Here is a 14,912-nt window from a genome sequence, read left to right as displayed (position 1 = left end):
AAGACTGCCACCCGGACAGCCTTTTTGCGTTCGGCATGGCAACCCGGCTATCGTAGCAGCAGAGAAATGCAATCTGCTTGCCTTAGACCCGTGGCTTTGCGTCCCTGCCTTTCAACAGGTTTGCCTTTGTCATTTTTTGTCGTATTTTGTTTATAAATTTACTATAGCACACGAAAGTAAAAATGTGGGTTAACTTTCAAATAATGCCTTGGATTTTTTTCCACACGAAATCTTTACCCGATTTGTTTGATAGCTAAACTACTTTTCTTGCATAAAATTACAAAAAAGCCCCTCCAAGTAAACCATTGTGCGCTTTTCACACCATGTCTACTTAAAGGGGATGCTATCAGATCATAGCTACTTCCCAGACTCCACAGCCAAGCTGCTTAACGTATCGGTAAGCAGCTCCAACTCTCTAAAGCTTGCCACAATTTGTTCAATCCGTTCTGTTTGTTCGTCTACACTCGCCAATACTTGCTCTACAGACGCACTCGATTGTTCCGTTACGCTATAAATCTGGGTGATTTCATCCACAATCCGCAGCGAGCCATTCTCCAACGCATGAATGAGCGTCTCAACCTCGCCCGCTTGAATCACAACGCTATTCGCGTTATTTGTAATTTGTTTTAGTATGGATTCTGTGTGCTGCGCAGCGTTTTGACTGTCTACAACAGCGGCTTGTCCGGTAATGATTTGCTTGGCAAGGTCGCTTGTCTTATTTTGGATATCCACCAATATGCCTGCTATTTCTTCCGTCGATTGCTGTGAATGGACAGCCAGCTTCCTCACTTCATCAGAAACCACGGCAAAACCCCGCCCGTGCTCTCCCGCACGCGCTGCTTCGATGGCAGCATTCAAGGCCAGCAGGTTGGTTTGGTTGGAGATCTCGCTAATCTTGGAAAGAACAGAACCGATTTGCTGATTTCGTTCATGAAGCTCGTTCATCAACGTCACGGTTTTATCGATGATCGTACTGATATGAGCCATTTGTTTCGTTAGCGTCGACACCTGTTCATTTCCTTCTTCCGTTACCTTCACAGTCGCTAATGTTAAATCTTTCATGCGCTGCGAACTGGCGGCTACTCGCTGAACTCCATGATTTGAATCTTGTACGGAGTTGGAGATATCGCCGACACTTGCTGCCTGCAGTTGCACGCCTTTAGCCACCTCGGAAAAAGACGTCAATACTTCCCGAGAGACGCGTTCCGTAAAAAGGACATTATCTTTTAGCGACAAGCTGAATTGTTTAAGCGTCTCCACCGAATGTAACACCTTACCAAAAATTTGCTCGATTTGCTGTTTAGCAAACAGCGTTTCCTTATGCCGGCTTTCCGCTTGCAAATACACGTTCTCGTTAAGCTTTGCGACATAGATCGTGATGATGGCAACCACGACGAGCGGAACATTATTTGCATCTGCATAAACATTCAGATATTGACCTAGATTCGCAGTAATGATGGCTACAACTGACATCGCAATAACAGGGCGATAGTTGGGATAAAGAGATACAAGAGCGAGGTACTCGAACAAATTTAGCATACTCCTCTCGGCTGTCCGGGGAAAAGTAAGCAAATGCATAACACAAATAAGAGAAAGGACGCCAACCAAGACATACGGAATGAGCAAAATGGTTTTCGCTGCGCGGTTCATCCACATCAGCAGCAAACAAATCCCGGCAAACACGAACCACTGAATGACAAAAGCAAGGCTTAAACCTCGTGTTATATCGATCGCTACTTGCAGTACTACCATAAGCCATCCAATGCAAATGACAATTTTATTGCGCTGCTTGGTAATCAATGTTTTTTGATCCACATGGCACCTTCCTCTTCATCTTAGAAGTATGGAAAAGATGGATGAATGAGTAGCTGTGAGCCTCCTTTCCGCTATGCAACCGATAATCTGAGGCAATTTTCCCAACTTTCGAGAAAAAAATAGAAAAACACCGTCTGTTTTTGGTAGAATTTTGGTTTCCAGCAAAACCTCCAAAACAGATAGGTGTTCTCTTCTATGATAACGAAAGAAAGCTCCCATGATCAACTACAACCGGGTTTGCAGGCTTGTTTAGCTCTGCCTAAGCGCGAAAAAAAGCTGACACTTTGTTGCCCGTGTCAGCTTTTTGCCTTTGTGTTGCTTAGCTCAGTCCCTCTACATGGCCGTGCTCATCCACGTACAGCGACTCGGCTGCCGGCTTTTTCGGAAGTCCAGGCATCGTCACCAGGCTTCCGGTGAGCGCCACGATAAAGCCTGCCCCCGCCGAAATCCGCACCTCGCTCACCTGAATGGTGAAGTCTACAGGTGCTCCCAGCTGGTCAGCGCGATCTGTAAACGAGTATGGTGTCTTCGCCATGCAGACAGGCAGATGGGCCAGCCCCATGTCTTCGATCTTTTGGATCGTCTTCAATGCCAATGGCGAAAAGACTACGCCAGAACCGCGGTAAATCTCCTTCACGACCGTCTCGATTTTTTCTTTCACGCTGCGGTCTTCTTCGTACAAAAAGCGGAACTGCGAAGGACGCTCTGCCGCCCGCGTTACTTTTTCAGCCAGTTCGACCGCACCTTCGCCGCCTTCTGCCCAAGCCTTGGATAGCGCGGCTTCTGCTCCGGCCTCCTGGCACAGCTTCACGACTGCGTCGATCTCTCTTGGCGTATCTGTGGCAAAATGGTTGATGGCTACAATCGCTGGTACGCCGAACTTTTGGAGGTTCTCCAGATGGCGACGGACGTTGGCAAAGCCTGCCTCCAATGCAGCGAGGTTTTCTTCCGCCAGATCAGGCACTTTCACCCCGCCGTTGTATTTCAGCGAACGAACGGTAATCACCACTACGGCCGCCGCTGGAGTCAGTCCCGCTTTTCGGCACTTGATATCAAAAAACTTTTCTGCGCCCAGATCAGCGCCGAAGCCCGCTTCGGTTACGACGTAATCTGCGAGCTTGAGAGCGGTTTTGGTTCCGATCACGCTGCTGCACCCATGGGCGATGTTGGCAAAAGGACCGCCGTGGACGATGACAGGCGTGCCTTCAATCGTTTGCACCAGGTTCGGCTTGATCGCTTCCTTGAGCAGGACGCACATTGCTTCTACCGCGTTGATTTCCTCCGCACGAACCGGCTGATCCTGATAATCGTAGCCGATGATGATGTGATTCAGTCGGTCGCGCAAATCGGCGAGGTTTTCGCTCAAGCACAAAATAGCCATGATCTCCGAAGCAGTCGTAATCATGAAGCCGTCCTCGCGTGTCATGCCGTTGCCTTCGCCGAGTCCGACCACAATATTTCTGAGCGCTCGGTCATTCATGTCCATCGCCCGTTTCCAGACAATCTTCTTCGGATTGATGCCGCGCGGATTGCCGTGGAAAATATGATTGTCAATCATCGCTGCGAGCAAATTGTGCGCAGCTGTAATCGCATGAATGTCTCCGGTAAAGTGCAGGTTGATTTCATCTGCGGGGAGAATTTGCGCCTTGCCGCTTCCGGTAGCGCCTCCCTTGATGCCCATGCACGGCCCCAGAGATGGCTCCCTGAGAGCGGCAATCGTTTTCTTCCCAAGCAAATTAAGCGACTGCGACAGACCGATCGTCGTCAGCGTTTTACCCGCTCCGGCCGGATTCGGATTCATCGCGGTGACGAGAATCAGCTTGCCATCAGGTCGATCTTTTATCTTATTCCATAGTTCATCAGATATTTTTGCCTTAAACTTTCCGTAAAGCTCCAGATCCTGCTCATCGATCCCTGCTGCCTGGGCAATCTCAACAATCGACTTCATGCATGCCTGCCTCCCTGCCTTGCGAAATGTTTATTTACCAATCTCCTACATTCCACATCCTCGCCCTTTCTCCTCTACCTTTCGCCATATTTCGCCAAAAAGAAAAACCTGCATTCGATCATGCCAGATCAGAATGCAGGCCATTGCTAGTTTGCGAATATTTTCCCCGGGTTCAGGATGGCGTTCGGATCGAGAACTTGCTTCATCGACCGCATCACGTCCAGCGCCGCTCCGTGCTCCTTGCGCTGATATTTGACTTTGCCCACTCCTACGCCATGCTCTCCGGTGCACGTCCCGCCGCGGCTCAGCGCGTACTCTACCAGATGGGCGTTCAACTCCTCGGCTCGGGCCATCTCTTGTGCATCATGTACGTCGATCATCAAAATCGCGTGGTAGTTTCCGTCGCCGACATGTCCCAGCACGGCTCCATCCAAACCTGAGCGGTCAATGGCCTGCCGGGCGTCCACGACTGCCTTCGCCAGTTCGGAAAAAGGCACGCATACATCGGTCACCATCATTTTTTTGCCGGGCGATTTGTGCAGAAAAGCGTAAGCCAGATTGTGACGCGCATCCCAAAGCGCGGCACGGGCTTTGGAATCAGTCTCGAACAGAAACTGCGTGCAACCGTGCTCGGCACTGATGTTTTGGGCGAACTCAATGTCATGCGCAAGGCTTTGCTCGCTGCCGTGAAACTCAATAAAAAGCGTCGGGTTTTCCGGATAGCTCGTTTCCTTGTACAAATTCACCTGCTGAATGGAACGCTCGTCAACCAGCTCGATACGGGCAACGGGAATCCCCGCTCCCATAATATCCACGACCGTATCTACCGCGTCTTGAACGGTTGGGAAGCTGGCCCGCGCTGCCATCGTCGCCTCGGGAATCCCGTACACACGTAGCGTCAGTTCTGTAAACACGCCCAATGTCCCTTCTGATCCGACGAACAGCCCTGTCAGGTGATACCCGGACGATGATTTGGCCGTCATGCTGCCCGTATGAATGATCCGCCCGTCTGCGAGAACGACCTGCAAATCGCGGACCTGGTCGCGCATGACACCGTAGCGGACGGAAGTGGTGCCACTCGCATTGGTGGCCGCCATCCCGCCTAATGTCGCGTCAGCACCCGGATCAACGGAAAAGAACAAACCGTGCTTTTTCAACTCGCGATTGAGCTGAGTGCGCGTCACCCCCGGCTGTACTCTGACCAAAAAGTCTTGCGGACGCACCTCCAGCACTTGGTTCATCAGCGAAAAGTCCATACTGATTCCCCCTGCATACGGAATCGCATGGCCTTCCAGACTGGTGCCCAGACCAAACGGTGTCACGGCAATACGCTGTTCATTAGCCAGCTGCAAAATGGCGCTGACCTCATCCGCAGACTGCGGAAACACGACAACATCCGGCAGATGAGGGGGATGGTACGATTCATCATGGCTATGATTCATGAGGACAGTCGGATTGGTCGTCACTCTGTCCTCTCCCAACAAACTTGCTAGTTGCTGCCGATAATCCACACACACTCTCTCCTTTGCTGCTTCTCCATAGACTAGATTCCCCTCCCGCCATCAACGTTCATGACTTCCCCAGTCACGATCTTGGACAGATCGGAAGCCAGGTACAGAGCGGCCTGCGCGATATCCTCCGGCTGAATCAGCATGCCCAATGGAACGCTGCTGATGAAAATGTCCTTTTTCCCGGCTTCTACCTCTTGCTCGTCTCCGTTGATGAACTTGCCCAGCATGGGAGTCTCCGCCGGGCCAGGATTGATGACATTGACTCTGATTTGATAAGGAGCCAGTTCGATTGCCAGAGCCTTGCTCAACATGATCGCCGCGCCTTTGGAAGCGCAGTAGGCATTCAGGCCGGGACGCGCGCGGATGCCCGCGATGGAGGCGATGTTGATGATGCTGCCCCTTGCTTTCGCCTTCATGTGCGGAACCGCATGTCTGGCCGTCAAGTAGAGCGACTTCGCGTTGACGGACATGATCCGATCCCACTGCTCCAATGTCAGCTCCTCAATCGGCGTAAAGGCTTGCGGAACTCCGGCGCAATTGACCAACACGTCAGGCGCACCGAAGACGGCGACTGTCTCTTGAATCAGCGCGGCTACACTTTCGTCATCGGCCACGTCGACTTGCACGGCATGGCCCCTCCCGTCCGGCAATTCCAGAGCGACCTGCACAGCCGCCTCTTTGTTCAAATCAGCCAGGACGACATTCGCTCCCTCCGCCGCGAACAGCTTGGCAGTCGCTTTTCCCATTCCGGAAGCAGCGCCTGTGACGATCGCCGTTTTCCCTTGCAGCAGTTGACCGCTCATAGATTGATCACCACCATTCGCTCGTCGGTCATTTCTTCCACGGCATAGCGCGGTCCTTCCTTGCCGAGTCCGCTGTTTTTCACGCCTCCGTACGGCATCACGTCATTGCGGTACGTAGAGACGTCATTGATGACTACCCCGCCGTACTCCAGCGTGCGCGCCGCTTTCATCGCGACATTCAGATCGCGGGTAAAAATCCCCGCTTGCAAGCCGTATTCCGAATCATTCGCCTGGGCAAAAGCATCCTCCAGATCGCTGTACGGAATAATCGTCACTACCGGGGCGAACACTTCCCGGCACACTACCTTCATATCCGGTTTCGTATTCACAAGCACCGCCGGATAAAACAGAGCGCCCTCCCTCCTGATGGGCAAAAGCGCTGTCGCTCCTTCGCTGATCGCTTCCCGTACCCACTCTTCTGTCCGCTTTGCCTCTTTTTCGCTGATCATCGGGCCGACATCTGTGGCCGGGTCCTCCGGGTCGCCTACCTTCAACTGCTTGACGTGCGCGATATACTGCTCGCTGAATGCCGGAAACACATCTTCGTGCACGTAAATGCGCTGGACGGCAATGCACGCCTGACCTGCATTATGAAAGCTGCGCGCAGCCGTCTGCCGAGCCGCCAGCTCCACATCCGCATCGTAGTGAACGATATTGGGCGAGTTGTTGCCAAGCTCCAGAGCGACAGGCCGCATGCCGCTGCGCGCTTTGATATGGCGGCCAACCTCGCCCGACCCGGTAAAGGTGTACATGGCGATGCGCTCTTCATCCAAAAGCCACTCGCCCACTTCGCTGCCAGCCCCCGTCACGATGTTCACATAGCCTTTTGGCAGCCCTGCCTCCTCCAGTACTTCGACCAGCAAAAAGGTCGCGAGCGGCGTGACAGTCGCCGGCTTGACCACCAGCGTGTTGCCTGCCGCCAGAGCCGGAGCGATCTTGTGCGTGCTGAGCAGCAGCGGATAGTTGAAAGGCGTAATCGCGCCAATGACGCCTTTCGGTACGCGGATCGTGAACCCGAGGCGATTTTCCGAGCCTTCCGTCGATTGCAGCGGGATCATCTCGCCATGAATTTTTTTGGCTTCTTCAGCAGACAAGCGAAGCGTATTAATCGTACGATCCAGTTCGTTCATCGCATCTTTGCGCGTTTTCCCGACTTCGCGGATGAGGGAAAGCTCCATCTCGTCCCGGCGCGCTTCCATCAGCTCAGACGCCTTCAGCAAAATTTTATAGCGCTGAAACGGCGTCAGCCGATCGTTCCGAAACGTCTCCCACGCTGCCTCTACCGCTGTCTGGACATGGTGCCGTTCGGCGCGGGCAATCTGCGAGATGCACTCGCCGGTGTATTTGTGCAAAACAGGGATATAGCTGCCCGTTTTGATCCATTCTCCGCCGATGTACAAATCATACGCTTTCGCTTCCATACTCTCTTCCTCCCTTGTCTCTTTATCTCGTCCCCAAATAAATGTGCCGGACGATCTCGTCTCCTAGTTCCCTGGTGGTCGCTTTGCCCCCCAGGTCAGGCGTCAGCACCTTGCCCTCCTGGACAACTTGCTCGATTGCGTTCATGATCAGAGCACTGATTTCCGGCAAATCGAGATGATCCATCATCATGCTCAGGCTCCATACTTGCGCGATCGGATTGGCGATCCCTTTTCCGGCAATATCAGGGGCTGATCCGTGGATCGGCTCGAACATCGACGGGTATTGGCGCTCCGGATTGATGTTGGCCGACGGAGCCAGCCCAAGCCCGCCGACTATGGCTGCCCCCAGGTCTGTCAAAATGTCTCCAAACAAGTTGCTCGCAACCACCACCTCAAACGTCTCCGGTCTGGTGATAAAATAGGCGGCCAATGCGTCGATATGATACAAGTTGGTGCGAACGTCCGGGTGCTCCAGGCTGATCTCCTTGACGATCTCATCCCAGAACGGCATGGAATGGTTGATTCCGTTCGATTTGGTAGCTGCCGTCACGCTTTTTGTCGGACGTTTCTCTGCCAGCGCGTACGCGTAGCGAAGAATGCGCTCCGTGCCATACCGGGTGAAGACGTTGTTTTGCACCGCCATCTCGTACGGCGTCCCCTGGTGCATCCGCCCTCCCATGTTGGAATACTCGCCCTCGGTGTTTTCCCGCACGACGACAAAATCGAGATCGGCATGGCTTTTGTAGCGCAGAGGGCTTTCCAGACCTTTGAGCAGCTTTACAGGCCGCAGGTTCACATATTGCGAAAAGCTGCGGCGAATCGGCAAAATCAACTCCCACACCGATACGTGATCGGGCACCTCTGGCGCTCCAATCGCTCCCAGCAAAATCAGATCGTGGTCTTTCAATATGTCCAGTCCATTTTCCGGCATCATCCTGCCGTTCGTGAGGTAATACTGGCAGTTCCAGTCCATGATCTCGCGGGTAAAACGAATCCCTCCATGCGCTTCCTCTACGGCCGTCAACACCTTCAATCCCTCGTCCATCACCTCTGGACCAATGCCGTCTCCTGGTATGACTGCGATCGAATATTGCAGCAATCGTCTCCCTCCTTGAATTAATTCAATTTTAAAGAATAATCGGATGCACTGATCTAATGCACCTTTAATGCCAATCGTTCATCTTTGCACAGAAATACCCGAAACATTCAGTCTTTTTATTTTTTATATCATAATTTGGAAGTCATGCTTATCTTTTTTAAAAAAGTGTTGCAACAAAATGTTGCAACACTCAGACTGTCGGCAGTTTTTAATTGGTCAAGCAGCTCCGTTCATGCCCTTTCCTGCATTCCATAATCTGACATTTTACTTGCAGGTCGTTTTTCAAGCGAAGCACTCCCTCATTGGATTTTCATTCTAAAAAAGACGAACTCTTTTTCTCCCATGCAGAGAAAAGCAATTCGTCAGTATTTCCGCCGAGTTGATTTACTTCGATGAAACCCCACTCTATTCGTCGTACAATGCCGACTTAGCCTGCAAGGGGTTCCCTCATTCAAACGTTGCGCTTCAAACGTAGGCTATAAATTAAGCTACATTCCACTTTCAGCTTATTTGATAACACTCTCTTCAATTTTTCCATTTACGTTACTGTAAAAATGAATATGCTTGTCGGTACCTAGATAAGTGATCGTAAACAACGTTATCTTTTCATTTTTCCAACCGATGAATAGCTCCACTCCTGCTTTTCCACTTAACATACCTTCTTCGTCTATCATATGATCCGGGCCCGCAGGCTTGTAATTGACATCTCCAAGGAATCGATACGTCCAATGCTCGTCATTCCCATTCTCAAGATCGCCGTTGTCGTTAACTAACGTATAGTTACTACCATAAAGCTGTTTTATTTCATTCATCGTTAGACCGATCTTGACTTCATTCTTTATTTTTTCAACTTCATTAATCACATCATTAGCACTGATCGACTGAGTTTCTTGTATGCTAACGGAGCGTCCAATAATGCCCGTTGAATATAAAATAACGAATACAACTACCAGCAATCCGAAAATGAGTAGGTACCCTTTTTTGTTCTTCATGTTATTCCTCCTTACTTGATATTGGAAAAATCTACACTCCCATGTTCAAATCACGGGAGTGTAGATTTTTTACTGATTTGCAGATGCGTTAATAACCTCTGCTTTTTCCTCTTGTATCAACTTCGTGTTCATAATTTCTTCAATGTCATTATCGCTTAAATTAAATTGCTTTTTGAAATTTTCCGTCGTTCTTTCAGACTCTTCGACTGAATAGAACCAACTATAAAACGCATCCGATCCGACATAAGAAATAACCAGGAAGTCAAAGAAATCTTCATCTTCAGGATGAGTATGCCCATTTTCCTGTTCATGTTCTCCATGTCCTTGTAAATCCAAAGCACTTAACAAGTTTGGCCTATTTTCTGGCCAGAATACCCAAGGAGAAAAAGTATCCCGATCTCCCGGTTTTTCCAAACCTTTTGCATTTACATCAAAGTGCAAATGATATCCAGTCGCTCCACTGGTTCCAGACATAGCAATCGTTGTGCCTTTTTTTACTTTTTCATTCGTTGTATAGTAAAGCTCTTTAGGTTCTAAGTGAAGGTATCTCGTAATTAGCTTCTTATTGGTATCTGGGTCTCTATCGTTATGTTCAATGGTAATAGCATAGGTAACCCCATCTTTAAAATGCCCGCTTTGAATGACTTTACCTTCGGCCACTGAATATACATCTTTCTTTTTAACTCCAATGTCAATTCCCTTATGCCAACGGTCACCAACATCACCATAATCATCGGTGATCTTTGTACTCGTTGTTGGCCATGCCCATCGCATATCTTCTTCCTACTTCTTAATTTTGGGCCATTTCCATTGCCGATACTACCTATTCATGCATTGATAGAAAAAGGAGAGATATTTATGAAAAAATGGTTAATCATTTCTGCATCAGTTGTGATTTGTGCAGTTCTTTTATTTGTAGGTTTCATTAACTTCGAAAAATATAAGTTAAAAAGAGATGTTGAAGAATATCTTCTGATGAAGGGATATAAAAGCAGCGACATCATATCTATTACCACTCACTATGGCAAACTCCCATCCTTTGGAGCAAGGGTGATTTTTGCCGATGAACCCGAAGTTATGTACTTCTATTTAGAAGACACTGATGGTGTAAGACAGTATGCTACACCTGCTAATTTAGGCTCCGATAAAACGAATAGTGTGTTCAAGCACCAGGAGAAAAAATATTAGTCTTGGTTAAGACGCCATACAATACTAAAACGGCACCCGATAATACCGGGTGCCGTTTTTTGTAATGCAAATCGTATTGTTTAGTTATCATTTCCCTACTCCAATGAGTTGTGATTTTACAGCTTCAAGTTAATGCAGAAGAGTTCACGTTATTTGCTAAATGCTATCTGATCGAGTTTTTATCAAACTTGTACCACTTCGTCATGACTCCCCCATATAAAAAGGCGCCCCAAGCTGATACTCCGCCATCTTGCGGTACAGCGTATTCCGCCCGATCTGAAGCAGCTTTGCCGCTTTGCTGACGTTGCCGCCGCTCGAATGGAGCGCGCGTCTAATCGCCACAAGCTCGGTCTCCCGCAAAGACGGAATCCCTTGCTCATGCTCCGCTTCTTCCGTCAAGCCCTCCAGTTGGATGTGCTCCTCGCCAATATCATCGCCATCGGACAAAAAAGCGGCCTGCACCAGCACTCCTTGCAGTTCGCGCACATTTCCCGGCCAGGAATAGGCAACGAGCTTCGCTTTCGCACTCGGGAGCAATTCGCTTGGCTGCTCAGGGGCAATTTGCTGCATCAGATGCTCCGCCACCTGGATGATATCGCTTCGTTTTCGCAACGGCGGCAAGTGAATCGAGACTCCTTTGAGCCGATAGTACAAGTCAGCCCGGAAACGTCCCGCCTTGATTTCTTCCGGCAAATTGCGATGCGTTGCCGCAATGATTCTCGCCTGAATCGGCCGAGACTGGTTGCTGCCTACTGGCGTGACGACCTTCTCCTGCAACACCCGCAGAAGAGCGGCTTGTCCGCGCAAAGACATATCGCCGATCTCATCCAAAAAGATCGTGCCTTTTTTCGCCGCCTCAAACTTGCCGATCCTTCCTTCGCGATTCGCCCCGGTAAATGCCCCGCTTTCGTAGCCGAACAATTCGCTTTCGATCAAATTTTCTGATATCGCACTGCAGTTCACGGCGATAAAAGGCTCCTGCGCCCGTGGTCCCGTCTCGTGAACCATCTGCGCGAACAGCTCTTTGCCCGTGCCGCTCTCCCCCAGGATCAGCACGGGAAAGTCGACCTGCGCCGCCTTTTGCCCCAGCATTTTCGCCTGCAAAAACAGCGGGCAAGAACCTGCGAGACGAGGAAACGGCTTGAGCTGCGTCTTTGGCTTTTTCAAACTTTTCAAAGCATCCGCATCCGACGTCTTGGATGAAGCATCTGTCCATGAGCCTGACGTGAACAGGCGCGGGCGTTTGTCCTGCACCTCTCGTCCTGCGCGCTCGTACTCTTGCGGAAGCCTTTTCCCAAGTGCTTCCGTTCCCAGCTGCTGCTTGGCAGGCTCATTGAAGCCGATCAGTCGTCCGTCCCGATCCAGACCGACCAGTGGCACTTTTCCCGGCTCTCCTTTCACAACCGGACTCTCGCCAAGCGCGATGACCCGCTGTGCATCGGCGTACAAAAAGCGGTTTTGCAGCGTTTCCGCAATCATGCAAGCGATGGTCAAAGCAAACGGATGGGAGTATTCCTTGCGCGTACTGATGTCGATGACGCCGAGCAACTCGCCAGTCGGTGAAAAAATCGGCGCCGCCGAGCACGTGAGAAAGCGGTTCTCCAAAAAGTAGTGCTGCTCTCCTTGTATTTGAACAGGCTGCTGCGCGATCAGCGCCGTCCCGATCGCGTTCGTTCCTTTTGAATTTTCTGTCCAATTCGCCCCGATTTGCAGTTGCACTTTTTGCGCCTGATTGGCAAACACGGGGTCGCCGACAGTGTGAATGATATTGCCATCCCGATCCGACAACAAAGCGATGTGCTCTGTCGACAACAAAAAGGGAGCGAGCTTGTTGAACAGCGGGAGGCTTTCCTGAATCAGAGGGTGATTCTCCTGAATGATTTCTTTGATTCTTTTGCTGGAAATGATTTGGTCATTGGCTTTCTCCCAAGCATTGAGGTTCGATTCCTGGCAGCGCTTCCAAGATTGCTTGACAATCGTTGACAACACTCTTCCCTCCCCCAAAAATCATTCACTACCAGTATAGCACGAGTAAGTATGCGAATCTTGGCGGAAAAAGCAGTTCCTTGTCTAACGCTCCCAAATATTTACGAGGTGTCCCAAAACGGAACAACTTTTGCTCCATTATGGAGCATTTTTGCTGTCTTACTTTTGCGAAAACGCTGTCATTTCCAGCTTCCCGGCAGTTGGTACAGGATTTGCTTTTAGAAAAAGCCGTAAAGAAAAAGGTGATATTAGAGGAGGCGTTCGCATGATCTACGCTCAACCCGGTCAAGCCGGTTCCAAGGTGACTTTCAAAAATCGCTATGAAAACTACATCGGGGGCAATTGGGTACCGCCGGTGAAGGGTGAATATTTTGAAAACTTATCTCCTGTAAACGGCAAAGCATTTTGCGAAGTAGCTCGCTCCACTGCAGAAGATATCGAGCTTGCACTGGATGCCGCCCACGAAGCCAAAGACGCTTGGGGACGCACCTCTGTTACACAGCGATCCAACATCCTCTTGAAGATCGCAGACCGCATGGAAGCCAATCTGGAGCTTTTGGCAACGGCTGAGACGTGGGAAAACGGAAAGCCTGTCCGCGAGACGCTGGCTGCCGATATCCCGCTGGCGATCGATCACTTCCGTTACTTTGCCGGAGCGATTCGCGCCCAAGAAAGCTCGCTGGCTGAAATCGACAACGACACAGTCGCTTACCATTTCCACGAGCCGCTCGGTGTCGTCGGACAAATCATTCCTTGGAACTTCCCGCTGCTGATGGCTACATGGAAGCTCGCTCCCGCTCTGGCAGCAGGAAACTGCGTTGTCCTCAAGCCCGCAGAGCAGACTCCTGCTTCGATCATGGTGCTGATGGAGCTGATCGGCGACTTGCTGCCTCCAGGCGTCGTGAACGTCGTAAACGGTTTCGGTCTGGAAGCTGGCAAACCGCTCGCATCCAGCAACCGCATCGCCAAAATCGCATTTACCGGAGAGACGACTACAGGTCGACTGATCATGCAGTACGCCTCCCAAAATATTATTCCGGTCACATTGGAGCTGGGCGGAAAATCTCCGAACATCTTCTTCCCGGACGTGTGTGCCAAAGACGACGCTTTCTTGAACAAAGCAATTGAAGGCTTCGTGCTGTTTGCACTCAACCAGGGCGAAGTTTGCACATGCCCGTCCCGCGCCCTGATTCACGAAAGCATTTACGACCAGTTCATGGAGCGCGCTCTGAAACGCGTAGCCAGCATCAAGCAAGGCAACCCGCTGGATACCGACACCATGATTGGCGCCCAGGCTTCCCTGGAGCAAGTTGAAAAAATTCTCTCCTACCTCGATATCGGAAAACAGGAAGGGGCAGATTGCCTGATCGGCGGTTCCCGCGCGCAGTTGGAAGGAGACCTCGAAGGCGGCTACTACATCCAGCCTACCGTCTTCAAAGGACACAACAAAATGCGCATCTTCCAGGAAGAAATCTTCGGCCCGGTAGTCTCCGTGACGACCTTCAAAGACACGGACGAAGCGCTGGCTATCGCCAACGACACGCTGTACGGCCTCGGCTCCGGCTTGTGGACGCGCGATGTGAACACCGCGTACCGCGTAGGACGTGAAATCCAGGCTGGCCGCGTATGGACCAACTGCTACCACGCTTACCCGGCGCACGCCGCATTCGGCGGATACAAAATGTCCGGTATTGGCCGCGAAAATCACAAAATGATGCTCGCCCACTACCAGCAAACCAAAAACCTGCTGGTCAGCTACAGCGAGCAGGCATTGGGCTTCTTTTGATCGATGAGCCAGCCTGAGAAAGTGCTCGCTACAGACGCTGCCCTGGAGCTGATCGAACGGCTGCGCGCCAAGCATGGCGACTTGATGTTTCATCAATCAGGGGGCTGCTGCGATGGAAGCTCGCCTATGTGCTACCCGCTAGGTGAATTTCTCGTCGGGGAACAGGATGTGCTGCTGGGCGAAATTGGCGGCTGCCCGTTTTACATGGGAAAAGCGCAGTACGAGTATTGGAAGCATACTCAGCTGATCATTGATGTTGTCACGGGTCGTGGCGGAATGTTCTCGCTCGAAGGGCCCGAAGGAGTGCGTTTCCTTACACGTTCGCGCGTCTTTCCAGACAGCTGATCGGAATACACAAAAGAC

At 50.9% G+C, this 14,912-nt stretch carries 12 protein-coding genes and 1 riboswitch; of the genes, 3 read left to right on the top strand and 9 right to left on the bottom strand.

Features of this window, described 5'->3' with window-relative positions; all coding sequences use genetic code 11:
- Window positions 1-34: 34 nt before the first annotated feature.
- Window positions 35-135, bottom strand: a riboswitch (cyclic di-GMP riboswitch).
- Between the two features lie 222 nt (window positions 136-357).
- From EDM60_RS02005 to EDM60_RS01970, 8 genes are all read right to left on the bottom strand, one after another.
- On the bottom strand, window positions 358-1,815 hold the full coding sequence (locus tag EDM60_RS02005; protein WP_122962471.1) for a methyl-accepting chemotaxis protein: 1,458 nt from the start codon (window positions 1,813-1,815) through the stop codon (window positions 358-360).
- 319 nt (window positions 1,816-2,134) lie between these two features.
- Window positions 2,135-3,763: a formate--tetrahydrofolate ligase gene (locus EDM60_RS02000; protein WP_122962470.1), complete on the bottom strand. Its 1,629-nt coding sequence runs from the start codon at window positions 3,761-3,763 to the stop codon at window positions 2,135-2,137.
- Window positions 3,764-3,909: 146 nt separating this feature from the next.
- Entirely contained in the window at window positions 3,910-5,274 is a 1,365-nt protein-coding gene (locus tag EDM60_RS01995) for an FAD-binding oxidoreductase (protein WP_122962469.1), read from the bottom strand.
- Between the two features lie 32 nt (window positions 5,275-5,306).
- Window positions 5,307-6,077 carry an SDR family oxidoreductase gene (locus EDM60_RS01990; RefSeq protein WP_122962468.1) on the bottom strand — a complete coding sequence of 257 codons (771 nt, stop codon included), beginning with the start codon at window positions 6,075-6,077 and terminating at the stop codon, window positions 5,307-5,309.
- A complete protein-coding gene (locus EDM60_RS01985) occupies window positions 6,074-7,498 on the bottom strand; it encodes an aldehyde dehydrogenase family protein (RefSeq protein WP_122962467.1) in 1,425 nt (474 codons plus the stop codon). The genes EDM60_RS01990 and EDM60_RS01985 overlap by 4 nt, the downstream gene beginning before the upstream one ends.
- Window positions 7,499-7,520: 22 nt before the next feature.
- On the bottom strand, window positions 7,521-8,597 hold the full coding sequence (locus tag EDM60_RS01980) for a tartrate dehydrogenase (protein ID WP_122962466.1): 1,077 nt from the start codon (window positions 8,595-8,597) through the stop codon (window positions 7,521-7,523).
- A 506-nt stretch (window positions 8,598-9,103) separates the two neighbouring features.
- Window positions 9,104-9,589: a hypothetical protein gene (locus EDM60_RS01975; protein WP_122962465.1), complete on the bottom strand. Its 486-nt coding sequence runs from the start codon at window positions 9,587-9,589 to the stop codon at window positions 9,104-9,106.
- Between the two features lie 69 nt (window positions 9,590-9,658).
- Entirely contained in the window at window positions 9,659-10,363 is a 705-nt protein-coding gene (locus tag EDM60_RS01970) for a M23 family metallopeptidase (protein ID WP_122962464.1), read from the bottom strand.
- Between the two features lie 84 nt (window positions 10,364-10,447).
- Here EDM60_RS01970 and EDM60_RS01965 point away from each other — a divergent pair, with 84 nt between their 5' ends.
- Entirely contained in the window at window positions 10,448-10,777 is a 330-nt protein-coding gene (locus EDM60_RS01965; RefSeq protein WP_167470228.1) for a DUF3139 domain-containing protein, read from the top strand.
- 201 nt (window positions 10,778-10,978) lie between these two features.
- On the opposite strand, the gene EDM60_RS01960 is transcribed toward EDM60_RS01965, so the two are convergent.
- Complete coding sequence (locus EDM60_RS01960) at window positions 10,979-12,763, bottom strand: sigma-54-dependent Fis family transcriptional regulator (RefSeq protein WP_122962463.1); 1,785 nt, start codon at window positions 12,761-12,763, stop codon at window positions 10,979-10,981.
- A gap of 265 nt (window positions 12,764-13,028) precedes the next feature.
- Between EDM60_RS01960 and adh the strand changes: the two genes are divergently transcribed.
- A complete protein-coding gene (adh, locus tag EDM60_RS01955) occupies window positions 13,029-14,549 on the top strand; it encodes an aldehyde dehydrogenase (protein WP_122962462.1) in 1,521 nt (506 codons plus the stop codon).
- 3 nt (window positions 14,550-14,552) lie between these two features.
- Window positions 14,553-14,894: a DUF779 domain-containing protein gene (locus EDM60_RS01950; protein ID WP_063228830.1), complete on the top strand. Its 342-nt coding sequence runs from the start codon at window positions 14,553-14,555 to the stop codon at window positions 14,892-14,894.
- The last annotated feature ends 18 nt before the right edge of the window (window positions 14,895-14,912 follow it).

The sequence above is a fragment of the Brevibacillus parabrevis genome (assembly GCF_003710905.1).
Classification (GTDB): domain Bacteria; phylum Bacillota; class Bacilli; order Brevibacillales; family Brevibacillaceae; genus Brevibacillus; species Brevibacillus parabrevis.
This window is presented reverse-complemented; position numbering and strand designations above follow the sequence as displayed.

Bases quoted from the DNA above. Each gene is read 5' to 3' on its own strand.
- EDM60_RS02000 (WP_122962470.1), bottom strand. From the start codon at position 3,763: ATGAAGTCGATTGTTGAGATTGCCCAGGCAGCAGGGATCGATGAGCAG.
- EDM60_RS01990 (WP_122962468.1), bottom strand. From the start codon at position 6,077: ATGAGCGGTCAACTGCTGCAAGGGAAAACGGCGATCGTCACAGGCGCT.
- EDM60_RS01985 (WP_122962467.1), bottom strand. From the start codon at position 7,498: ATGGAAGCGAAAGCGTATGATTTGTACATCGGCGGAGAATGGATCAAA.
- EDM60_RS01975 (WP_122962465.1), bottom strand. From the start codon at position 9,589: ATGAAGAACAAAAAAGGGTACCTACTCATTTTCGGATTGCTGGTAGTT.
- EDM60_RS01970 (WP_122962464.1), bottom strand. From the start codon at position 10,363: ATGCGATGGGCATGGCCAACAACGAGTACAAAGATCACCGATGATTAT.
- EDM60_RS01965 (WP_167470228.1), top strand. From the start codon at position 10,448: ATGAAAAAATGGTTAATCATTTCTGCATCAGTTGTGATTTGTGCAGTT.
- adh (WP_122962462.1), top strand. From the start codon at position 13,029: ATGATCTACGCTCAACCCGGTCAAGCCGGTTCCAAGGTGACTTTCAAA.
- EDM60_RS01950 (WP_063228830.1), top strand. From the start codon at position 14,553: ATGAGCCAGCCTGAGAAAGTGCTCGCTACAGACGCTGCCCTGGAGCTG.